Annotated in this window: 16 protein-coding genes and 2 pseudogenes; 13 read left to right on the forward strand and 5 right to left on the reverse strand. The window is 40.4% G+C overall.

Features of this window, described 5'->3' with window-relative positions; all coding sequences use genetic code 11:
* The first annotated feature begins 267 nt into the window (after window positions 1–267).
* A complete protein-coding gene (locus QL995_RS20190; protein WP_039490525.1) occupies window positions 268–1,554 on the forward strand; it encodes a hypothetical protein in 1,287 nt (428 codons plus the stop codon).
* Between the two features lie 95 nt (window positions 1,555–1,649).
* Here QL995_RS20190 and QL995_RS20195 read toward each other — a convergent pair.
* Window positions 1,650–1,790, reverse strand: a pseudogene (locus QL995_RS20195) (transcription elongation factor GreB); the annotation flags it as partial.
* Window positions 1,791–1,985: 195 nt separating this feature from the next.
* On the opposite strand from QL995_RS20195, the gene ompR reads away from it, so the two are divergent.
* Window positions 1,986–2,705 carry a two-component system response regulator OmpR gene (gene ompR / locus QL995_RS20200; protein ID WP_002959552.1) on the forward strand — a complete coding sequence of 240 codons (720 nt, stop codon included), beginning with the start codon at window positions 1,986–1,988 and terminating at the stop codon, window positions 2,703–2,705.
* A 5-nt stretch (window positions 2,706–2,710) separates the two neighbouring features.
* Window positions 2,711–4,024, forward strand: coding sequence for a two-component system sensor histidine kinase EnvZ (gene envZ, locus QL995_RS20205; protein ID WP_024607434.1), 1,314 nt, complete (start codon window positions 2,711–2,713; stop codon window positions 4,022–4,024).
* Between the two features lie 22 nt (window positions 4,025–4,046).
* On the opposite strand, the gene QL995_RS20210 is transcribed toward envZ, so the two are convergent.
* A complete protein-coding gene (locus QL995_RS20210) occupies window positions 4,047–6,089 on the reverse strand; it encodes a glycoside hydrolase family 97 protein (protein ID WP_290294943.1) in 2,043 nt (680 codons plus the stop codon).
* Between the two features lie 158 nt (window positions 6,090–6,247).
* Here QL995_RS20210 and QL995_RS20215 point away from each other — a divergent pair, with 158 nt between their 5' ends.
* On the forward strand, window positions 6,248–6,871 hold the full coding sequence (locus QL995_RS20215) for a plastocyanin (protein WP_024591381.1): 624 nt from the start codon (window positions 6,248–6,250) through the stop codon (window positions 6,869–6,871).
* Window positions 6,861–8,093: a hypothetical protein gene (locus QL995_RS20220; RefSeq protein ID WP_290294944.1), complete on the forward strand. Its 1,233-nt coding sequence runs from the start codon at window positions 6,861–6,863 to the stop codon at window positions 8,091–8,093. The genes QL995_RS20215 and QL995_RS20220 overlap by 11 nt, the downstream gene beginning before the upstream one ends.
* Before the next feature lie 221 nt (window positions 8,094–8,314).
* Here the strand turns inward: QL995_RS20220 and speE are convergent, their stop codons facing one another.
* Window positions 8,315–9,178, reverse strand: coding sequence for a polyamine aminopropyltransferase (gene speE, locus QL995_RS20225; RefSeq protein ID WP_290294945.1), 864 nt, complete (start codon window positions 9,176–9,178; stop codon window positions 8,315–8,317).
* 198 nt (window positions 9,179–9,376) lie between these two features.
* On the opposite strand from speE, the gene speA reads away from it, so the two are divergent.
* The 4 genes from speA to QL995_RS20245 are packed head-to-tail and all read left to right on the forward strand — an operon-like array spanning window position 9,377 to window position 14,398.
* Window positions 9,377–11,257: a biosynthetic arginine decarboxylase gene (speA, locus tag QL995_RS20230; RefSeq protein WP_290294946.1), complete on the forward strand. Its 1,881-nt coding sequence runs from the start codon at window positions 9,377–9,379 to the stop codon at window positions 11,255–11,257.
* Between the two features lie 60 nt (window positions 11,258–11,317).
* On the forward strand, window positions 11,318–12,196 hold the full coding sequence (locus QL995_RS20235; protein ID WP_024594279.1) for an acyltransferase: 879 nt from the start codon (window positions 11,318–11,320) through the stop codon (window positions 12,194–12,196).
* Window positions 12,197–12,221: 25 nt separating this feature from the next.
* Window positions 12,222–13,142, forward strand: a complete 921-nt coding sequence (locus QL995_RS20240) for an acetyltransferase (protein ID WP_290294947.1) — start codon at window positions 12,222–12,224, stop codon at window positions 13,140–13,142.
* Window positions 13,139–14,398 (forward strand): mechanosensitive ion channel domain-containing protein, encoded by a 1,260-nt coding sequence (locus QL995_RS20245; RefSeq protein ID WP_007584595.1) that lies wholly within the window; start codon window positions 13,139–13,141, stop codon window positions 14,396–14,398. Before QL995_RS20240 ends, QL995_RS20245 begins: the two co-directional genes overlap by 4 nt.
* Here QL995_RS20245 and chrA read toward each other — a convergent pair.
* Window positions 14,355–15,509 carry a chromate efflux transporter gene (chrA, locus tag QL995_RS20250; RefSeq protein ID WP_169061338.1) on the reverse strand — a complete coding sequence of 385 codons (1,155 nt, stop codon included), beginning with the start codon at window positions 15,507–15,509 and terminating at the stop codon, window positions 14,355–14,357. The two genes, QL995_RS20245 and chrA, sit on opposite strands and share 44 nt — an antisense overlap.
* Before the next feature lie 190 nt (window positions 15,510–15,699).
* Between chrA and QL995_RS20255 the strand changes: the two genes are divergently transcribed.
* Window positions 15,700–16,332 carry an OmpA family protein gene (locus tag QL995_RS20255; RefSeq protein ID WP_007584604.1) on the forward strand — a complete coding sequence of 211 codons (633 nt, stop codon included), beginning with the start codon at window positions 15,700–15,702 and terminating at the stop codon, window positions 16,330–16,332.
* On the opposite strand, the gene QL995_RS20260 is transcribed toward QL995_RS20255, so the two are convergent.
* Window positions 16,329–18,107, reverse strand: coding sequence for an ABC transporter transmembrane domain-containing protein (locus tag QL995_RS20260; protein ID WP_290294948.1), 1,779 nt, complete (start codon window positions 18,105–18,107; stop codon window positions 16,329–16,331). The two genes, QL995_RS20255 and QL995_RS20260, sit on opposite strands and share 4 nt — an antisense overlap.
* An 88-nt stretch (window positions 18,108–18,195) precedes the next feature.
* On the opposite strand from QL995_RS20260, the pseudogene QL995_RS20265 reads away from it, so the two are divergent.
* The 3 genes and pseudogenes from QL995_RS20265 (at window position 18,196) to QL995_RS20275 (ending at window position 22,460) form a co-directional block, all read left to right on the forward strand.
* Window positions 18,196–18,594 (forward strand): annotated as a pseudogene (locus QL995_RS20265) (DUF3224 domain-containing protein).
* Between the two features lie 208 nt (window positions 18,595–18,802).
* Complete coding sequence (locus QL995_RS20270) at window positions 18,803–19,420, forward strand: LysE family translocator (RefSeq protein ID WP_290294949.1); 618 nt, start codon at window positions 18,803–18,805, stop codon at window positions 19,418–19,420.
* 166 nt (window positions 19,421–19,586) lie between these two features.
* A complete protein-coding gene (locus QL995_RS20275; protein WP_290294950.1) occupies window positions 19,587–22,460 on the forward strand; it encodes a TonB-dependent receptor in 2,874 nt (957 codons plus the stop codon).
* The last annotated feature ends 2 nt before the right edge of the window (window positions 22,461–22,462 follow it).

Below are 22,462 nucleotides of genomic sequence, written 5' to 3' on the forward strand. Positions count from 1 at the left end.
CAGCAAAAGCTGCTGCCACTGTGCGCTTGTTCTGTAAGTTTTCATCACCTGCTCCGAATTTATCATTGAGCAGGTATTTTTAGATAATCAGAACATCGATGCTAGGTGTGGTTCGCTAGACGCTTACAGTCTTAGTTTATAAAAATGAAAGTAAAAATGTATATTGTTAACTTTGTTTGAATTTAGGTGTTTTACATTTAGAATAGTAATAAATTACTAATAAACTAATTGAAGCCAATTCTTTAGGCTTTCTTTGTCTGGAAAAAAATGAAAAATTACGCTTATATTTGTTATGAACAAGCGGTTAGTGAAGCTGAAGTTGAACTAATAAATCAATTTTGGGAATTAGAGAAAGGTGAGAATATTAAATTTGCAAATAATGCTCAAAATGTATTTAAAGAATTTAAAAGCAAACTAGATAAGCCTTTGTCAATAATAAAAAGTAAAAGTAGCTGTACCAATGTTCATTCAGCATTTAACTGCGATAGCTGCAATAAAAAAAAACTATTTTCTACTCGTAAAGAGTGCATTGAGCAGTTTGAGTCTGAGCGATATGTGTGTAAAAGTTGCCTTGTTGAGTGCTATTTAAAAGATGGAAAATTAACAATAGAAAAGTTAGGTGAGTATATTGAGCAGAGGCTAAAGTCTGAAAGTGCAATTTCTTGTTTAACATATATCGAAAAACTATATTTATTTCTTCTACTTACACGGTTTAATGATGGCAATAAGGCGCCGATTAAGCATCATTACGATGCTCATTCAGAAACTCTCGGTTGCGAAGAAGCAGAAAAAAGAATGATGAAAAGCTTAATTTCCAAAGGTTTTTTAGTCCGCATCACTGAGCATGACTTTAGGGAGGCTCAAGCTCAAGGTCGTGAATCTATAAGATCTTTTCTAGGCGCTTGTTTGCATCTATTTATTCGCAAAGATAATATTTTATCTGAATTGCCAACTTATTCGACTTCATTCATCAACTCCTTTGGATTGTACTTACGCTACTCTGAGGAATATAGCTCAGTTAGCGAATTAACTAAGAGGTTATATGATGATATTTGCGCTCGCAAAGTTAGTAAGAATGATGTAGAGGAGATTCAAGAATTATTGGAAAAAAATAGGATATACAACATCCTGTTGATTATAGAAGACGCTTGTTGTGACTTTAAAGTTACAGTGCAAAAATCACTCCGTTTTGGGAATCTTTTACAGTACCTTGCCAAAAATTATTCATTACCGATTATTAGCTATGTTGTATACAAAGAAGCAAGAAATTTAAGTGCATATTTATATAACAGAAATATCCCCAGTTACATATCTGATAAACTTTTAACAAAGAGAATAGAAGAGTATTTAGACTTAATAAAAAGAAAGAATTACTCTGCTGTTTACACTCGTAGATTGCCTGAAAATATTAGAGTATCAGAAATGGAGGCTTTTTTTTGTAGGGAATTTAATGAAGATTGCTTTAACTGGTTTCATTTAACAAATGAGGAGGTTTTGGACTCCTGGATATCAGGTGCAACAATTGAGTTTAATGTTCCATCTTTACTAAGTTGAAGAGTACATTAAAATAGTACTTGTACTATTTATAAGTTGTTGTTTTTAATGTGAACTTTGTATTCATAGTATGTTTTATGGGGTTATAAAAGTTAGTCTGCGTTCTCAGAGCGATCTCCGAGGCTGGCTGCCCAGCTTACTATTTTTGTTACTTCTGGGCGTTTAACGTTCCATAGTTGGTCGTGTTCTTGTTGTAATTGTAAGTAACCTTCGCGGGTAACTAAATTTGTTTTCATGGTGAATTCTTTATTAGCTCTAATGGTGTGCACGTTATTAAATTTGCCAAAACTTGTCGAGCGTAAAATGTAATAAAGTACGAGTAAGTAAGCTTTGAAATGTTCAGTAACAATCTAAGCAAGTAATTAGTTTTTGATTATTAAGTTTTTCATTTATATTAACTAGTAATTGGATATAAAAATAAGAAAGAGATTATGGGACACGAAACCACAAAAGTATTAGTTGTTGATGACGATATGCGCTTACGCAGTTTGCTTGAACGTTATTTAGTAGAGCAAGGCTTTATTGTTAGAACCGCAGGAAACTCGGAGCAAATGGATAGACTCCTAGAGCGAGAAAACTTTCACTTAATGGTTCTCGATTTAATGCTCCCAGGCGAGGATGGCTTATCTATTTGCCGCCGTCTACGCCAAAAAGAAAATGAAATTCCTATTGTTATGCTTACTGCAAAGGGCGACGAAGTAGATCGCATTATTGGCCTTGAACTTGGCGCTGACGATTACATTCCAAAACCATTTAATCCACGAGAGCTACTTGCTCGCATAAAAGCCATTTTACGTCGCCGCGCAAAAGAAGTGCCAGGCGCACCTGCTGCTGAAGAAAACTTAATCGCTTTTGGTAAATTTACGCTTAATTTAGCAACGCGCGAAATGAGTGAAGGGGATAAAACAATATCGCTTACCAGTGGTGAGTTTGCAGTGCTTAAAGCGCTTGTTTCGCATCCACGTGAGCCACTTAGCCGCGATAAGCTAATGAACTTAGCGCGTGGCCGCGATTACAGTGCGCTTGAGCGAAGCATTGATGTGCAAGTGTCGAGACTTCGCCGCATGATTGAAGTAGATGCTGCCAATCCGCGATATATTCAAACCGTTTGGGGTTTGGGGTATGTGTTTGTTCCCGACGGTGAAAAGTAATATTTATGGGCATGTTTCCGCGCAGTGCTTTTGGACAAACTGTTTTTTTAGTGGCGGCTCTGCTGCTCATAAATCAAATAGTGTCTTATGTTACGGTTAGTTTTTATGTTGTAAAACCAACCATTGAGCAAGTTAACTTGATGCTTGCTAAGCAAATTAAAACAGTATTTATTGACTGGGAAGATGGCGTTGAAATAAACGACGAAGTATCTGCAAAGTTTTTTGAAATTACCGGCATTGAAGTCATGACGCAGCGCGAAGCAATGCGCCAAGGGCTTGGGCAAAGCCGCGAATATTCTATGCTATCGCGTAGCATGACTGAGCAACTTGGTGGTTATTCTCGTGTACGTATTAGCCAAACTGATCCGTTGATTTATTGGGTTGAAGCACCGCAAGCGCCAGGTTATTGGGTCAAAGTACCGCTTAAAGGCTTTAAAGAGAACAACTTAGAGTTTTTAACTTTTTACTTATCAAGTATTGGCTTTTTAAGTGTGCTGGGTGGGTGGTTGTTTGCAAGGCACCTTAATAGACCATTAAAAGCACTGCAACAAGCTGCAGTGAAAGTGGGTAAAGGCGACTTTTCTACCAAGTTAGAAGAACAAGGCTCAACAGAAGTAATAGAAGTAACGCGCGCGTTTAACCAAATGTCGCGCGGAATTGCTGCACTTGAAAACGACCGCCGTTTACTAATGGCCGGTGTATCTCATGATTTACGTACGCCGCTTACGCGTATCCGTTTAGCCACCGAAATGATGGTTGATGAAGATGACTATCTCCGTGAAGGTATTATTTACGATATAGAAGACATGAACGGGATTATTGATCAGTTTATTGAGTATCTACGCCACCATAAACGTGAAGAACTAAGTTGCGAAGATATAAATGCTTTAGTTGCCGAGGTTGTCAATTCTGAGCTTCAGCATCAACGTACTATTACGTTTAAAAGTAATCCAAATATAGGCAATATACCGTTAAGCTCTGTGGCTATTAAACGTGTAATTACCAACATGATTGGTAATGCGCTGCGTTATTCTGAGGGCGATATTGAAGTACTTAGCTACTTTAATTCAAACAAAAAATATGTAGTTATCGCTGTAAACGATAGTGGCCCCGGCATTCCTGAAAACGAATTAGAGTCTGTTTTTGAGCCTTTTAAACAAGGCGATGCTGCACGAGGAAGTGAAGGCAGTGGCCTAGGCCTTGCTATTATTAAACGCATTGTTGATATGCACGACGGTAAAGTAAAACTAGAAAACCGCCCAGAAGGCGGTTTAAGTGCACAAGTATATTTGCCAATAAAGGTATCAACCCCGGCATAGTAAATGCAGGGGCTTTATTATATTAAAGTGCTTTAAAACGAATAGCTGTACCGCCACTAGTGGCTAATTTAAGCGTTAGTTTATCGCTTGCAGTTACAACACGTTTTTCGATAGCTAGATCGTACGGATTGTTTTTCCACTCTGCGCTTTTACCATCTTTATAAATTTGTGCTTCAAACTTTTTGCCTTGCTCTAAAAAGTCGAGTTTCACCTTAATTGTTCTGGCTTTTTCGTCAGTAACAGCACCTAAGTACCAATCATTTCCTGAGTATTTAGTGCTTTTACGTTCTTTACGAGCGAATACAATAAAGTCGCCCACTTCACCATCAATAGCAATACTTTGCTGCCAATCTGTTGGTACGTCTTGGATGAATTGAAACGCATCGGGCTTAGCCAAATAGTTTTTAGGTAAGTCGGCAGCCATTTGAATTGGGCTATACAAAACAACATAAAGTGCGAGTTGTTTGGCAAGTGTAGTTTGTGGGCGGTTTGTATCGCCTCCTAAACCATTAAAGCTCATATCAAAAATACCTGGCGTAAAGTCCATTGGTCCTGCAAGCATGCGGGTAAAAGCAAGCATTGGTACATGCTCTGGTGGATTAGGTGGTGAACCCCATGCATTATATTCTTGTCCGCGTGCACCTTCGCGCGCAATCCAGTTTGGATAAGTACGGCGCAAGCCTGTATCTTTAATTGGCTCGTGAGTATTAATGCTAATTTTATGTTTAGCTGCAAGTTTTACGTTATAAAGGTATTCGTTAACCATAAACTGGCCGTCATGCCATTCGTGGCGAGCAATACCGTTTTTGTCTATACGTTTTATATTTCCGCCATCGGCTACATAACCTGTTTTTACTTGGCTTACGTTTGATTTTTCGTAAAGGGCAAAAGCATCTTCCATTTGGTCACGGTAGTTGCTTACATTGCCTGATGTTTCATGGTGGCCAATGAGCTGTACGCCTTTTTCTTTGCCGTATTGAGCAAGCGCTGCTATATCAAAGTCGTCGTACGGTTTGGTAAAGTTAAATACATCGCCATTAAAATACCAATCGCCATCCCAACCAATATTCCAGCCTTCAACGAGTACGCCATCAAAACCATACTGCGCTGCAAAATCCATATAGTATTTTGTGGTTTGCGTAGTGGCGCCGTGTTTTTTACCGCTACCCCAAGTTTGTGTATTTATATGCATACCCCACCAAATACCGACATATTTACCAGGCTTAACCCACGACACGTCACCGAGTTTATTAGGCTCGTTTAGGTTTAGTATTATATCTGAATTAACTAAGCCAACAGCGCTGTCGGCTATTTGAATGGTGCGCCATGGCGTTTTAAAAGCACCTTGTTTTTTAACGGCAACACCATCTGACCACGGCGTCAAATCGGCAGTGAACGTACCAGAGCGGCGTTGATTAAGTACCATGCCTGCGTAATCAACAAGTGCGGCTTCATGAATACTAATATGAGTACCGTCACTTGTTTTAAACGTAAATGGTGTGTGAGCTAGTGGAGCTTCGTTAAGTGGAGTAGTGTTGTAAACATATTCGTAGCGGTTCCAGCCACGAGCAGGTATCCACCATGCTGTTGCATCATGGCTATTGTTTATTGCAAATTCAGTTAACTCTTTGGTTATTTCTGTATGTTCGAACCCGGCTTGTTGTGGTACTTCGTACCTAAAACCTACACCACTATCAAATGCTTTAAATCGAATAGTGTAAGTACCTTTATTTGGCTCGTTTTTTGTAAAGGTAACGGCTACTTCGTTATATTCGTCAACAACGTTTTGACGTTCGCCCCAAGGTTGTTGCCACTGCGAGTTAACGCTTTGTTGTTCAATGCTTTTAATTTTAAAGCCGTCGCTAAAAGCTGCTTGTGTTTTAAATTCAAACCCCAGTAAAGATTTGTTTATAACCGCTTTGTTTTTAAATTTTATTGCGTAGCTTGGCGTGTTGTTTTCGTCAGAGATGCTTACTGTTATTTGTGTGTCTGGCGATTTTAGCTCTACGGTTTGTCCGTAGCTATTACTAGCAAAGGCTAAAAGCACAAGTGCTGGTATTCTCATGGTGTGTCCTTAGATGAGTCGGTGGTGACATCTAAGGATAATGACTGTTGATGATTAATACGACTGCTTACATACGTATTCAATGTTTTAAAAAATAGAAAGAATTTGGTGGCTTAATCGGTCTATAATGTAAACAAATTGATAATAGCGACAAGAAAATGATAAAAAGCTTACTTTGTGTATTTTTACTAAGTGTTAGTACTGGAGTTTTTGCAGCAAATATTACAATTAAAAATGCTAATAATGACCCATTACCTAATGCTGTTGTATGGCTAACTGCAGGAGACCCCTCTAGCGTTATTCCTCCAGAAGCACCTTATGCGATGACCCAGCAAAATCGAGAATTTAAGCCGCGTATTTTAGTTGTCCCGCAAAATGCAAAGGTAGAGTTTCCGAATGCGGACTCAATCATGCATCATGTTTATTCATTTTCTAAAGCCAAAACGTTCGAATTAAAGCTATATAAGGAGCACCCAAAAGCGCCCATTACTTTTGATCAAACGGGTGTTGTTGAGCTTGGCTGTAATATTCATGATTGGATGTTAGGTTATATTGTGGTGGTAGATAGTACTATTTTTGCAATCACTGATGAAAACGGGAATGTTGATTTAAATGCCAATGCAGGCGAATACACGTTAAGTGTTTGGCATTCTGGATTTAGTGATATTAGTAAGGTTGAATCTCAAACTATTACTGTGGCTACTAACCCGATCACTTATAAAGTAAAGCAGGAAATTGCGGAGCAAATTGACTTTGCTACGGATGAATTTGATGACTATTAATCGCTTAATAAGGCTGGCATTTTTAGCCGGTGCTTTATGTTTTAGTAATGCATTGTATGCACAAGTAAAAGGCTTGATACAAATTAGAGCCGTGCAGGGAGACGATATACGTAGCTTCCAAGAGGGCGGCCTTGGGCTATATCGGCACGATACTAAAAGCGACGAACTTATTTTATCCCAAGGTATTTTAGATTTTAATGTTGATTTAGCATCTAGTTGGTCGGCTCATGGGGTGTTAAATGCGAATCAAGATCCTGATGTTGGCCTTGGTTTTACACAGGCTTATATAAAGTATCAGCCGCTATCTAACAGCAACTATAAATGGCACATGCGCGTGGGGGGCTTTTACCCACTTATGTCGCTTGAAAATCCTGATATAGGGTGGACTTCTCCTTATAACTATACAAACTCAGCTATTAATAGCTGGATAGGCGAGGAAGTACGCACTGTTGGCGCAGAGGTAACTATTAAGCGCCCAGCAAAACGTTTTAACAGCAGACATAGCTTTAGCTTTGTAGGTGCGACATTTAAAGGCAATGATCCTGCCGGTACTTTACTTGCGTGGCGTGGTTTTGCATTACACGATAGACAAACAACGTTTAACGAAAGCGTGCAATTTGCGCCTGTAGCGGCATTAAACGAATACGAATTACGCTGGCAGGCTAATCAGGTTTTACCGTTTGAAGAGGTAGACGGGCGTTTTGGCTATTACGCTGGCGTACATTGGGATTACTTAAAAAAATCACAATTTCGAATTTATTATTACAACAATAACGGTGACCCAACCACACTCAATATTAGTACAGGGCAGTATGCTTGGGATACTCGCTTTACAAGCGCTGCTTGGCTTTATAAGTTTAATAGTAAAACACGTTTAATAGCACAGGTACTTAATGGTAAAACTGAAATGGGCAGTAACGCATTAATTGATAATGCTTTTTATAGCCATTATTTAATGCTGAGCCATAAAGAAGGCAAACATCGAGTTTCAGTACGTTATGATTATTTTAAAGTTACTGACAACGACACAACCGCGTTTGACCCTAATGCAAGTAATGGGGAAGGCTTAACCGCAACATGGCGCTACCAGCTCACTAATAAACTACAAATAGGGGTTGAAGGTTCTGCACTTAAAAGTGTTGCAAAAAATAGAGAGCCAATTGGATTTAATGAACGAATCTCGCAGCAGCAAATAATGCTAAATGCGCAATGGCGTTTTTAAAAGTATAAAAAAGGGAGCATTTAAATGCTCCCTTTTTAGTTTAATAAAATTGGTATAGATTATACCAACCTGCATAAATCTTTGATCAATTTAACGAATTAAATTGCACTATAACGTCGTTAAAAATTTTTTATTTAGAACAACTAGATACAAAAATTTTTGCCTAGTTCTAGCGTAATTTTCTTAACGTTAAATAGACCCTATATATAAGCAGATTGGTATTATTTTTTATCGAATGCGCGTTTCATGTAGTTAGGTGTAGCGAGTGCACCATGGTGAATACCGTTGTTATAGTACTCGCTGTGCTGTGCAATATTTGCAGCAGCGTCTTCTCTAAAACCGTCAAATGCTTGTGATTTACGCGCAAGTGTTACTGACCATAAACCGCTTGGGTAAATTGGTTGTGGAAATGGTAATGTTTGTAAATCGTTAAAGCCTACGCTTAACATTGCTTCGCGCATTTCAACTAATAGTGGCATGTGCATAAGTGGTGATTCACTTTGTTGTACTAAAATACCACCTGGGCGCAGTGCATCTAAACAGCTTGTGTAAAACGCATGGTTAAATAAACCCTCACCTGGACCTACCGGATCTGTGCCATCAACAATCACTACGTCGATAGATTCGCCAGCGGCTTCGCGCATGTATTTAATACCGTCGTCAAACATAACAGTTGCACGGGCGTCGTTATTAGATTCACAAAGCTCTGGGAAGTATTTTAACGACATTTGCGTTACTACTTCGTCGATATCTATTTGCGTTACAGTTTCTACGTCTGGGTGTTTTAATACTTCGCGTAAAGTACCGCAGTCGCCGCCGCCAATAATAACGACGTTTTTAGGGTTTGGATGCGCTAAAAGTGCAGGGTGGCTGATCATCTCATGATAAAAGAAGTTTTCGCGGGTTGTTACCATAGTACACCCGTCGATGATCATTAAATTACCAAAGTCTGTGGTTTCAAACATTTCTACCTTTTGAAAAGGAGACTGTTTTTCATCTAACTTTTTATTAATACGTAATGAAAATGCGCTGCCATCGCGGTCGCTAATTTCAGTAAACCACTTACTTTGATCTAAATTTGCCATAGTTACTATTACACTTTTTAGGTTGAGTATGAAAAAGGGGCAATTCTGCCAGTGCTTGGCGTTTTGCTCAATGACATTTTAACTGATTTGACGAATAAAGTTAGTTAGGAGTGAGTGAAAGTTCAATTTTTGTTAGCCTAGTGGATAGTGACGTATTAAAATGCGCCTTTATACCTAATTGACTAAAGAAGAGTTGCCATGACCTGGGGTTTAGAAACAGCACGCGCCACTTATAACGTTGCTCATTGGAGTGATGGTTATTTTGATATTAACGCACAAGGCGAACTGGTGGCTTACCCAGATGGCGACCAAACAAAACCGGCCATTTCTTTAACGCAATTAACTGAGCAGTTTAAGCAACAAGGTTTAACGTTGCCGGTTTTAGTGCGCTTTACTGATATTTTAAAAAATCGTGTAGACACACTTACTAACGCGTTTACGCAAGCGCGAGCAAATCGTGAATATAACGGAAAATACACCTGTGTTTACCCAATTAAAGTAAATCAGCAACGTTCTGTAGTAAGTAAGCTATTAGCGCATCCAAGCGGGCTTGTTGGCTTAGAAGCAGGCTCAAAGCCAGAACTTATGGCTATTTTGGGTGTAGCAAAAGAGCCAATCACAATAGTGTGTAACGGCTATAAAGACAGTGAGTTTTTACGCCTAGCGTGTATTGGTCAAGCAATGGGCCACAGCGTAAAAATTGTGGTAGAAAAGCTTTCAGAACTAACCACACTACTTGAAGAAATAGACAACCTAGGCATTGAACCGGCTATTGGTATTCGCATTCGCCTAAACTCAGTAGGCAAAGGCAAGTGGCAAAACACGGGCGGCGAAAAAGGCAAGTTTGGTTTAACAGCAGGCCAAGTACTAAGTGCTGTTGAAGTGCTTAAAAAGCATAATAAGCTGCACTTAATGCAAATGGTGCATTTTCATATTGGTTCTCAAATTGCCAATATTCGTGATATTCACCGTGCTTTACGTGAATGTGCACGCCACTTTGCTGAGCTTACACAATTAAACGTACCGTTAAATACCGTTGATGTGGGCGGCGGCTTAGGTGTTGATTACGAGGGCTCTGGCTCGCGTAGTGCATGTTCAATGAATTACACCGTAGAAGAGTATGCGCGTAACGTAGTGAATGCATTTGCAGACGTGTGCGATCAGCATAATCTTACGCATCCGGCCATTATCACCGAGTCGGGGCGTGCTTTAACTGCTCACCATGCGGTATTAATTACCGATGTAATTGACGTAGAAAAAGCGCCTAATCATTTAAATCCAGAGCCACCGCTTGAAAATAGCGCATTAGTGCTTGATGAAATGTGGCAGTGTTTACAGCGTTTAAACCCGCGTATGGCATTAGAGATTTATCACGACGCTATGCACTTATTTAGCGAAGCGCACGATCAGTACGTGCATGGCTTAGTAAGCATGCTAGAGTGGGCGAAAATAGAGCAGCTTTACTTTACTATTTTACATCGTGTACGTGCATCGCTTAGTAATAATGCGCGCGCGCACCGTGAAGTACTCGACGATTTAAACGAAAAGCTTGCTGATAAACTCTTTGTTAACTTTTCATTATTTCAGTCGTTGCCTGATGTATGGGGTATTCAGCAGTTGTTTCCTGTTATGCCAATCGAAAACTTAACTCAGCCACTGACTCAGCGCGCGATTATTCAAGATATTACCTGCGATTCTGACGGGCAGATTCGTGAATACGTTGAAGGCGCTGGTATCGAAACCAGCCTACCAATACCAGAATATAAGCATGGCGAGCAATACCACATTGCTATGTTTATGGTAGGCGCGTATCAAGAGATTTTAGGTGATTTACATAACCTATTTGGTGACACTGATTCGGTGCACGTAGAGCTTAACGACGATGGCTACGTGTTAACCAATGCTATAAAAGGTGATAGCGTTAAGGATGTATTAAAGTTTGTTGACTATGATAGCGCCATTTTAGCTGACAACTTTGCGTACCAAGTTAATAAACTTGATGTATCGACGCAGTGTAAAGAAGGTTATTTAGCTGAGCTTAATGCAGGCCTTGAAGGCTATACCTATTTTGAAGATTAATTTGTAAGCAACTGAAAGCGCAGTATTAGTGGCTGCGCAATGTTTAAAGGAATGGAAGTAATGTCAGTTATTCGCAGTGTATTTAGTATTATTTTTTACACAATAAACACACTTTTTTGGTTTGTGCCTATTTTTGTTTGTGGGCTTATAAAGCTTATCCCTATTAAGCCTCTACAAAAGCTTATGAGCTGGGCAGCTAAGCAATTTGCAACTATTTGGGTTACCTTTAATAGCTTAAATCAAGCGTTATTCACGCCAACTAAACTTAATGTAACTGGCCTTGAAGACCTTAAACTAAAAGATTGGTACCTAGTAATTGCAAATCACCAAAGCTGGGTCGATATTTTAGTATTACAGCGCGTGTTTAATCGTAAAATTCCATTTTTAAACTTCTTTTTGAAAAAAGAGCTTATTTACGTGCCTATTTTAGGTTTATGTTGGTGGGCGCTTGATTTTCCGTTTATGACTCGCACGAGTAAAAGCCAATTAAAAAAGAATCCAAAGCTGCGTGGCAAAGATTTAGAAACCACACGTAAAGCCTGCGAAAAATTTAAAGAGATGCCAGTAAGTGTGGTTAACTTTGTAGAAGGCACTCGTTTTACTACGCAAAAACATGAGCGCCAAAATAGCCCGTTCCCACATTTATTAAAACCAAAAGCGGGCGGTATTGCTTTTGTAATGCAAGCAATGGGCGAGCAAATTACTAAAGTGGTTAACGTTACCATTCAGTACCCAGATGGTATTCCTACTTTTATGGATTTTGCTGGTGGTAAGGTAAAAAATATCAACGTACACGTGGAAGTAAGGCCGGTAAGCGAAGAGCTTATTGGTGACTACACAGGTGATTCTGAATTTAGAGTTCGCTTTCAAAGCGAGTTAAATCGCTTATGGGAAAACAAAGAGCAAACACTGCAATCGCTCGAAAAAACCCATAAGTAAAAGGTAAAAATATGAGCTTACAGTTATGCTAAAAAAGTGGTTACCAAATTGGCTTAACGGCTTAATTGTAGGCTGCGTATTGTTTTCTAACATGATACTTTTTGGCTCGCTAGTATTTGTACTGGGCCTTATTAAGTTATTACTGCCTTTGCCTGTGGTTAACTCTATATTACACAGCGCTTACCGAGGTTGGTGTAATGGCAACCGTTTAGGGCTTTGGTTAGGTTGCCCTAATATTGTGGTTGATATAAGTGGCGACTTAAACTCAAAAAGTTGGTATTTACTTATTTGTAACCACGCGAGTTGGTTAGATATAACTGTACTTAGCTCATTACATGCATTGCCTGCCCCTAAGTTCTTTTTAAAAGACGGGTTAAAATACATGCCTTTTATTGGCACTGGTGCGTGGGCTATGGGTATGCCGTTTATGAAACGGGTAAGCAAAGCGCAGCTTGCTAAAAATCCAAAGTTGAAAGGGTTGGATGTAGAGCGCACGAAGCGTAGCTGTCGTAATTTTCGTCATCATCCTACTACCATCATTAATTTTGTTGAAGGTACACGCTATACGCCAGCCAAACATAATCTGCAACAAAGTCCTTTTAAACATTTATTAAAGCCCAAAGCGGGCGGCATTGCTTTTGCGCTTGAAGTATTAGCCGATCAATTTGATGCCATGCTTAATACAAGTTTAGTATATAGCGGTAAGACAGATCACGTTTGTCGTAACTTGCTAAAAGGTGAGCTAGATTCTATTTATGTTTCAATAGACGTAACGCCCATTAATGACAATATGCAGGGCAGCTATCAAAGCGATGACGTATTTAAAGTTAATTTTCAACATTATGTGAATGAGCTATGGGTTGCTAAAGATCAGCAGCTTGCCGACATTTATGCTCAACAAGATTTATCTGAACCACAAATCAGTAAGGAAATTGAAACACTATGACCAACACCCATCTTCAGGAATTAATTGCTCCTTGGTTTGAAAAAGTACCCGACGCGGATTTTCTTAGCTCAATTACCGCAGTCTCAATAGGAATATTCTCTTTATTAATTGTTTACTTATTTACTCGTAGATTAATGTTACCTGGCATTCAAAAAATAGTGACGAGGCTTTCTCCTGAGCGAATTGGTGCGCTTTCTCCTATGCTTAATAAGCTAAATAAGCGTATTGCCGGAATGCTGTGCTGCGTATTGTTTTTAGCTACGTTTGATAGCGTATACCCAGTTAATGAAATTGCAGGAGAAATACTAAAAACGATAGGACAAGCTTTGCTTATTATTTATGCTGGTTTTATTTTTAGCAGTATTGTGAGCATTGCGGGTACTATTTATAACCAGTTAGAGTTTGCCCGCGAGGTCCCTATTCAGGGCTTAATTCAGGTTGTTAAGCTAATAACCTTTATTGTGTGTGCAATTTTAATTGTGAGCATTTTTCTTGAGAAGTCACCTACTTATATTCTCTCTGGCTTTGGTGCTATTGCTGCTGTTACGTTGTTAGTATTTAAAGACACTATTTTAGGCTTTGTAGCCAGTATTCAAATAGCAGCAAATCGCCTAGTAACCTATGGTGATTGGATTCAAGTAGAAAATTACGGCGCCGATGGCGAAGTAATTGATTTGGGTTTAAATACTGTAAAGGTACGTAACTGGGATAACACCATAACAACTATTCCAACTTATATGCTAGTTGCGGGTTCGTTTAAAAACTGGCGCGGGATGCAAGAGTCGGGCGGTAGACGTATTAAACGCTCACTCAATATTGATATGCACAGCATTTGTTTAGTGGGTGATGAGTTTAGAAAGCAAATTGATGCGGCTATTCCGCTGCACGACTATATTCGAGTGACGACATTACCTGCTCAGGTTTCTAATTTAGGGTTATTCCGTCGCTATGCTGAAGGTTATTTAAAGCAGCACAGTAAAATTAATACGTCGCTTACGTTAATGGTACGAGAGCTACAACCACTAAACCATGGTTTACCTATTGAGTTTTATTGCTTTAGTGAAGACAAACGCTGGATTTCGTACGAGCATTTACAAGCCGAAATAATGGACCATTTACTTGCGGTATTACCCGTGTTTGGGCTTAGGGCATATCAAAGTGTTAGTGGGCAATTAAGCCCACCGAGTGAGCAACAAACAGATAAGCCAACATTTAGAGTGATGGCAAATAGTGTTGTAAAAGACCCACAGCAATAAATAAAGCTAAGAGCCACCAAATAGGTGGCTTTTTAAATCGCAGCCATGCAAATGTAATTATTACTAACGCAACTTGCCAAAGGTTATGCACCGCTGATGTCCAAATTGGCGAATACAGTGCAGCCGCTAAAAAACCTACTACCGCGGCATTAAGCGCTGCTATTGAGCTTGCAAAACGTGGCTTACTTGCCAAGTTAATCCAGCTCTTTTGGAATGCGAGTATAAGTAAAAAACCAGGCATAAATATAAGCAGTGTAGCTATAAGAGCACCCACTAAAGGTTGTTCTGTAGTAAGTTGTGCGCCTAAGTAAGTAGCAATAGTAAACATAGGCCCAGGCACTGCTTGTGCACTCGCGTAAGCACTTAAAAACTGATCATCACTCAATGCTGGCACGCCAGCTTGAAGTACCGGCAGTACTACGTGTCCGCCGCCAAACACCATTGCACCCGCTTGGTAAAAAGGGGTAAACAAAGCAAACTCATGCCCTAGTGGAATAAAGCTAACACCAAGTAAGATCGCAAATAACCCCAGTGCAATCCAATTAATATTACTTTTTGTACTGCTAACATTTTCTGTGGCTGTACCCAGTTTTAATAAAGGCCATATAGCACCTATTGTTGCAGCGGTTATTAAAATAGCGATTTGAGTTCCCATCATTGGAAATAACACCAAAGCAAGTGTACTCATTACCGCAAGTAACTTAAGCGCAGCACTTGTACAAAAGCTTTTAGCCATGCTAAGTGTTGCATCAGCAACTATAACAACGGCAAATAACTTTAAGCCTGCAATAATAGCAAAGTAAACAGCGTCAAACTGATGAGCACTCACCGCAAGCAGCACCATTATTAAAAACGAAGGCAGAGTAAAACCTACAAAGGCAGCTATACCGCCCAGTACTCCAGCACGCTCAACACCAATAGCAAAACTAACTTGGCTAGAGCCCGGCCCAGGCAGTGCTTGGCTTAAACTAATAAGTTGTGCGTAACGCGTGTTAGTTAACCAATTTAACGAGTCTACAAAGTGGCGTTTAAAATAACCTAAATGCGCAGCAGGGCCGCCAAAGCTCATACACCCTAATAAAAAAAACTGTCTAAAAATAGCAATTAACATTGCGCCAATATCCTTTGTAAAATTCATTAAATTGTCACAGCGTAGTATGACATTTTTATTAAAATGGCACATTAGTTTGAGGTCTGTTTAACAATCAAGCAAGATGCGTTGCTTTTAACACTCTCTTCATAGTTTGTTCATACATGTATTTGCATACTCTTGCTAAATTCTTAATGAATAGGGTATCACCATGACTTTAACTAAATCACTTTTAAGCGTAACCGTAGTAGCTGTATTACTTTCTGGTTGTGAAATGAATAACACAGGTAAAGGAGCCGCTATAGGCGCCGCAGCCGGAGGTGTATTAGGTAAGGCTACGGGTAATCATAAAGATAAACGTATTTTTATTGGTGCAGCTATTGGTGCACTGGCGGGCGCTGCTGTTGGCGACTACATGGATAAGCAAGAAGAAGCATTTCGTGATGAGTTAGCGGGTTCAGGTGTTGAAGTAGTGCGTGAAGGCGATAACTTACGTTTAGTAATGCCATCAAACATTACGTTTGCGACTGCTCAGTCTTATATTTCATCAGGCTTTAACGATACGTTAGATGCGATTGCTAAAGTAATGAACAAGTACGAAAAAACCTACCTTAGTGTGCAAGGGCATACTGACAGTACGGGTAAAGATAGCTTCAACATGAACCTATCGCGTGAACGCGCACAAAGTGTGAAAGACTACTTAGTGAACCAACAAATTATGGCTACACGTGTTAGCACTATGGGCTATGGCGAAACACGCCCAATTGCAACTAATGATAGTGCAAATGGCCGTGCTCAAAACCGTCGCGTAGAAATTCAGATAGTGCCAAATACCGAAGGTTAATCCTTATTAAACTGTAATTCACACAGTTTTTGATACAACGGGTTACTTGCTAACAACTCTTGGTGAGTACCCGTTGCTATGATTTCCCCATTTTCCATCACTACAATCACATCGGCATGTTTAACCGTTGCCAATCTATGGGCAATAATTAACGTTGTTCTGTTTTGCATTAGGTGCTCAAGCGCCGCTTGTACGTGGTGCTCGCTTTGCGCATCCAGCGCGCTGGTGGCTTCATCAAGAAGAAGTATTTCAGGGTCTTTTAATATAGCGCGTGCCAGTACAATACGCTGCTTTTGCCCACCCGATAACCTCACACCCTGCTCACCTAAAAAGCTGTTATAACCTTGCGGTAACTGTTTGATAAATTCATCGGCATGCGCATACTTTGCTGCGGCATATACTTGCTCATCGGTTGCACTTGGGTTGCCGTAGCGGATGTTATGCATTACGTCGGAGCTAAATAAAATAGGGTTTTGCGCTACCATGCCCATTTTATTACGCAGAGTATTAAGTGATAGGTCTTTAATGTTTACATCTTTAAACTTAATAGCTCCGCTAGCCGGATCGTAAAAACGTTGTAGCAATTCAAATAACGTTGTTTTACCTGCGCCAGAAGGGCCAACAATTGCCACGGTTTGGCCTTGATTTATATTTAGGCTTATTTTATTAAGTGCACTTACATCGGGGCGTGAAGGGTAGTTAAAGCTAATGTTTTCAAGTGTAATAGCAGGGCTGTTAATGTTTTGCAGTAAGCTATCGTCTTGTGGATCTAGCGGGTTTTCTATCTCACTTTTAACAGCAAGTAACTCAAGCAACCTTGCCGCAGCACCAGCTGCACGTTGTAGTTCGCCATATACTTCAGCAACAGTTGCCACCGACATTGCCACCATAATAGCGTAAAACACAAACGCACCTAACTCGCCGCCGCTCATGGTGCCTGCAAGTACGTCGTTGCCACCTACCCATAACATAGCGCTAATAGCACTAAAGGTTAAAAAAATCACCACGGCTATTAAAAATGAACGTTGCTTAATACGTTTTTTAGCAACGTTAAAGGCTTTTTCGGTCTCAAGCGCAAAGGCATGTTGTTCTTGTTCTTCATGGCTATAACTTTGCACTACTTTGATGTTTTGTATGATTTCTCCGGCATAGGTACTTATGTCGGCAATGGCATCTTGGCTAGAGCTTGCTAGTTTGCGTACCTTGCGACCAAATATCATCATAGGAACAAGTACCAGCGGTACACAGGCTACAACCACTAAAGTAAGTTTTAAATTAGTAAATAGCAGCATAGCTAAGCCACCAATCAACATAAGTACACTGCGCAGTGCCATAGAAAATGATGAGCCGATAATTGATTGCAGTAATGTGGTGTCGGTGGTTAAACGCGACATAAGTTCGCCACTGCGGTTTTCTTCAAAGTAGCTAGGGTGTAGCGTTACAATGCGATTAAACACTGCTTTTCTAATATCGTTACTGACTCGTTCGCCAATCCACGACATTAAATAAAAACGGCTAAAAGTACCTATCGCTAATAAGCTGATTAACCCAATGAGTACCAGCACAGCTTGCTGTAATTGATTTTTAGAGCCAGCAATAAACCCATGATCAATAACAAACTTAACCCCCTGACCTAGTGATAAGTTAACACCCGCAGTGACCAATAGCGCGGCTAGCGCAGCTACTACCATCCATTTGTAAGGTTTTATAAAAGCAAAAACAGGTAATAGGCTGCTAAAAGCAGCTTTTTCGGATGCAGAGGTGTTTTTTGACATAGTGGATTCTTTTTAAAGGTTAAGGTATAGATATGGCATCATCGGATTAAAAATCAATAGTATTAAATATCATCAATAAGGAATTGTTATGACAACAAAAATAATAAGCGGTGAATTTACAGTGGCTTTAGCGCCTATTGAAGGTTATGCCAAAGGGCAGCAAGGTATTAACTTAGGACGCATGTCGATTGATAAAACATTTAAAGGTGACTTAAATGCTACAAGCCAAGGCGAGATGCTTAGCGCAATGACGCCAACCCAAGGCAGTGCGGGTTAAGTGGCAATAGAGCAAGTGATAGGTGAGCTTGAAGGTAAGCAGGGCAGTTTTGTACTGCAACACTTTGGCACTATGGATAAAGGACAAGACAGTCTTATTTTAAATGTTATTCCTGATTCAGGCACCTATGAGCTAAAAGGGTTAACGGGCAGTATGAAAATACGCATTGAGCAGGGCATTCACTATTACGACTTTGACTACCGCTTATAAAATGGATAACAAACAATGCAAAAAATAGTAGAATTTAAAAAGCGTGGTTTTTTAGTAACGGCATTGATGTAGATGCTTTGAATGAGCGCATATACCACTTAAATCAAGAAGGTTGGAAAGTAATAAGTATAAATACTGCGACTGCTTTTCAAGGCCAAATAACGGTCTGTATATTATTAATAGAAAACGATGAACTATAAGGACAAAAATGACATTAGCAGCATGGTTTAGTTTAGTACTTGTATGCATGATGGGTGCAATGTCGCCAGGCCCAAGCCTTGCAGTTGTACTAAAGCATACAATGAGTGGCGGAATGAAAAACGGTATGCTTGCTGCACTTAGCCATGGCGTGGGTGTTGGGCTTTATGCGGCAGCTTCGTTACTTGGTTTGGGGACATTGATGGCTCAATTTCCAACGGTATACCAAGTGCTTGTATATTTGGGCGCTGGGTATCTAGCCTATTTAGGTTTAAAAATACTATTAGCAAAACCCAATAATGACGAACTGCAAGTACAAAAAAGTGAGATAAGTGCAGTTAAAGCATTACAAGATGGCTTTGCCATTGCCTTTTTGAACCCCAAGCTCGCTATTTTCTTTTTAGCCTTGTTCTCACAGTTTATTGACCCGCAAAATCTCACTTTAAGCATTGGCATTATTATGTGCTTAACCGTGTTTGTAATTGATACAGGTTGGTATTTACTAGTTGCAGTACTTACTGAGGTTTCAAAAAATCGCTTTGGTTTTACTAAGCAAAACCTGTGGCTTGATAAAATACTGGGGGTTGTGTTTATTGCTCTTGCTATAAAAGTGGTGCTTAGCCTTTAAATAGCGTTCCAAATGCAGGTGTATGTACGCGCATACACCTGCAGCCTAACTCTCATGCCCTGCATACGTATTCATCACATTAATTTTACCTTTTAGTTACAATTTGTTGGTTGTGTTTTGAACAACACAGCAACACCTGACAACAATAACTCAAAGGTTCACACACATGGACAAGTTTAAACTAAGTGCACTTATGCTGGCTTTATTTGCCGCAAATAGTGCATTGGCTGCAAACGAAGGCTCAACAAATCAATCACCCAGCACACAAGCTGAAGATTTAGAAATTATTGAAGTGCGAGGCTTTAGTCGCAGTTTAATTCAATCTTTAAATCAAAAGCGTTTTAGCGATACGGTGTCAGAACAAATTTCTGCCGATGATTTAGGGGCATTGCCTGATATTTCAATGGCCGATGCACTAACACGATTACCTGGTATTTCAGCAGTAAGAACGGGCGGACAAGCGGCGCAAATTAATATACGTGGGCTTTCGGGCGGGTTTGTATTTTCAACACTTAATGGCCGCGAGCAAGTATCTACAAGTGGCAGCCGCAGTATTGAGTTTGACCAATACCCGTCAGAATTAATTAGCTCTGCGGCGGTATACAAATCGCCAAAGGCATCGCTTATTGAAGGTGGCGTGGCCGGTACGGTAGAGCTTGAAACCGCCAGCCCACTCAATAACGACCAAACACATAAATTTGTAGCTAATGTGCGCGGTATGTATAACGACCGCGCCTCAGAGGTATCGGATGCGACTGAGTTTGGCGACCGAATTAGTTTTTCGTATCAAGGCAAATACCTAGACGACACATTGGGCGTGGCGCTGGGCTATGCGCGCTTGTTTCAGCCAAGTGTAGCAACGCAGTTTATTGGCCTTGCTTACAACGACACAAAAGACGTTGATGGCGCAGCTAACGATACCAATGGCCCTTTAGCTAACCCTGAGAACGAATACATTAGCGAAGGCTTTGAGCTACAGCATTTAGGCGGCGAAGAAACCCGTAATGGTTACTTAGCAGCTATAGAGTGGGCGCCGGTAGATAACTTTAAATTAAAAGGTGATGCGTTTTTATCGCGCTTTGATAAAGAGTCGTTTGCCCGTGGCCTGAGGGTTAAATTAGGCGGGCCAACAGCTGCATATGCAAACGCTCAGCTCGATGGTAATGCCGTAATAGGCGCAGCGGTTAACCGTACTTCGCAAAGCTATACCCGCGTTGAAATAGTTAACGACGACAACCAAGACTTTGACGAAGTAGATAGTTTTGGCGTTAATGCCGATTGGCAGGTAACCGATAGATTAAGCGTAAATGCCGATGTGTCGCTTTCTCGCGCAAAAAGTAATTTTAGAAATGGCTTACTGTGGAGCTTAGTAGCAGAAGATGCCAATGCAGAAACGCCAGTATTTGATAACAACGTAGCAATTAACTATCAATTAAACGGCTTAAATTTACCTGACGTTGGGTTTAATCAGGCGGCCGCCTTTAGTGATATAGACCGTGTAATGGTCAGCAAATATGGTATTTACCCAGATCAAACAGAAGATGAAGTAACGGCATTTAAGCTCGATTTTAAATATGAGCTAGAAAGCGACATATTTAGCTCAGTAGAGTTTGGTGCGCGCTACTCAGATAGAGAGTACAGCCGAAAACGGTCGGTATTTGAGTACGGTAACGACGGGGCGTTTTCAGCAACACAACCGCCTTTACGTTTAACCGACGATATGGCCTCTATGGTTGACTGGCAGGGCGAGTTTAGTTATTTCCCATCGTATTTAGCCATTGATTTAGACAAAGCGCTCAATGCGTGGTTTCCAGATGGCACGCCCGAGCCTGTTCAAACATGGGGCAACGCCGATGGCGTAGACGACGCGCAAGGTTACACAAGTAACTATTCGTGGACAGTGCTACAAAGCGGCTCGGTGTTTGAAGATGTGCTAGCTGCGTACGTTATGGTAAACATAAATACGCAAATAGGGGGGCTCGACCTATCGGGTAATGTGGGTGTGCGCCGCGTTGAAACCGATCAATCAGCAACGGTACTAGAGAACGTCGCAGGCGATGCACGCTTAGGTGCGCAAAATATTGTTGATGAGAACGGCATTGTAAATAATTTATACGCACCTAATGTATTAGGCACTAAATACACCGACTACTTACCATCATTAAATTTAAACCTGCAACTTAACGATAATTCACTTGTGCGCTTTGCTGCGGCTAAAGTAATGTCGCGTGCGCCAATTAACCGCTTAGCGGGCGATGCCAGTGCAAACGTAAGCGATGATGGTGTTATTAATGGCTCAAGTACTAATAACCCATTTTTAAAACCCTTTTATGCCGACCAATACGACTTATCTTACGAATATTATTTTGAAGAAGGTAACGGCACTATCGCAGCAGCGTTATTTTATAAAAATATAGACTCGTTTGTTGAAACCTTATCAATCGAAAACTTCGACTTTAAAGGTAATGGCTTTAACGTACCTGATTTTATAGAAGACCCAGTCAGTGGCGAGCAAGTTGCGACAACAAACGGTATTTACACCACGGCAGTTAATAACGGTGAAGGTGGCTATATCAGAGGGCTAGAGCTTGCTTATACGCAAGTGTTTACCTTTTTACCTGAGCCATTTAATGGCTTAGGCGCTAATGCAAGTTATTCATACACCGAAAGTGAAATTGAATCGATCACCAGTTTAGGGGGCGACACGTTAGCGCAATCTTTACCTGGACTATCTAATAACGTGTTTAATGCCACGGTTTTTTACTCAATGGATGATTTTGAAACCCGCCTCAATGTGCGCTACCGCGATGAGTTTGTATCAGAGCAGGTTGCCATTAACGAGCAAGTGGTTAATTTTGATGCTGAAACCGTAGTCGACTTTCAAACCTCTTATCGCTTTAGCGACTCGCTAACAATGCTTTTGCAAGTTAATAACTTAACCGATGAACCAACCCAAAGTTACTTTGGCTCAGAGCAACGAACAGGGACGACTCAGTACTTTGGTCGTCAGTTCTATCTTGGTTTTACATACAGTCATTAATT

The sequence above is a fragment of the Pseudoalteromonas sp. APC 3358 genome, from assembly GCF_030408075.1.
GTDB lineage: Bacteria > Pseudomonadota > Gammaproteobacteria > Enterobacterales > Alteromonadaceae > Pseudoalteromonas > Pseudoalteromonas arctica.

Coding starts and splice junctions, on each gene's coding strand:
- QL995_RS20240 (WP_290294947.1), top strand. CDS start 12,222: ATGCTAAAAAAGTGGTTACCAAATTGGCTTAACGGCTTAATTGTAGGC.
- QL995_RS20275 (WP_290294950.1), top strand. CDS start 19,587: ATGGACAAGTTTAAACTAAGTGCACTTATGCTGGCTTTATTTGCCGCA.
- speA (WP_290294946.1), top strand. CDS start 9,377: ATGACCTGGGGTTTAGAAACAGCACGCGCCACTTATAACGTTGCTCAT.
- QL995_RS20235 (WP_024594279.1), top strand. CDS start 11,318: ATGTCAGTTATTCGCAGTGTATTTAGTATTATTTTTTACACAATAAAC.
- chrA (WP_169061338.1), bottom strand. CDS start 15,509: ATGTTAATTGCTATTTTTAGACAGTTTTTTTTATTAGGGTGTATGAGC.
- QL995_RS20245 (WP_007584595.1), top strand. CDS start 13,139: ATGACCAACACCCATCTTCAGGAATTAATTGCTCCTTGGTTTGAAAAA.
- ompR (WP_002959552.1), top strand. CDS start 1,986: ATGGGACACGAAACCACAAAAGTATTAGTTGTTGATGACGATATGCGC.
- QL995_RS20270 (WP_290294949.1), top strand. CDS start 18,803: ATGACATTAGCAGCATGGTTTAGTTTAGTACTTGTATGCATGATGGGT.
- QL995_RS20255 (WP_007584604.1), top strand. CDS start 15,700: ATGACTTTAACTAAATCACTTTTAAGCGTAACCGTAGTAGCTGTATTA.
- envZ (WP_024607434.1), top strand. CDS start 2,711: ATGGGCATGTTTCCGCGCAGTGCTTTTGGACAAACTGTTTTTTTAGTG.
- QL995_RS20260 (WP_290294948.1), bottom strand. CDS start 18,107: ATGTCAAAAAACACCTCTGCATCCGAAAAAGCTGCTTTTAGCAGCCTA.
- QL995_RS20190 (WP_039490525.1), top strand. CDS start 268: ATGAAAAATTACGCTTATATTTGTTATGAACAAGCGGTTAGTGAAGCT.
- QL995_RS20220 (WP_290294944.1), top strand. CDS start 6,861: ATGACTATTAATCGCTTAATAAGGCTGGCATTTTTAGCCGGTGCTTTA.
- QL995_RS20210 (WP_290294943.1), bottom strand. CDS start 6,089: ATGAGAATACCAGCACTTGTGCTTTTAGCCTTTGCTAGTAATAGCTAC.
- QL995_RS20215 (WP_024591381.1), top strand. CDS start 6,248: ATGATAAAAAGCTTACTTTGTGTATTTTTACTAAGTGTTAGTACTGGA.
- speE (WP_290294945.1), bottom strand. CDS start 9,178: ATGGCAAATTTAGATCAAAGTAAGTGGTTTACTGAAATTAGCGACCGC.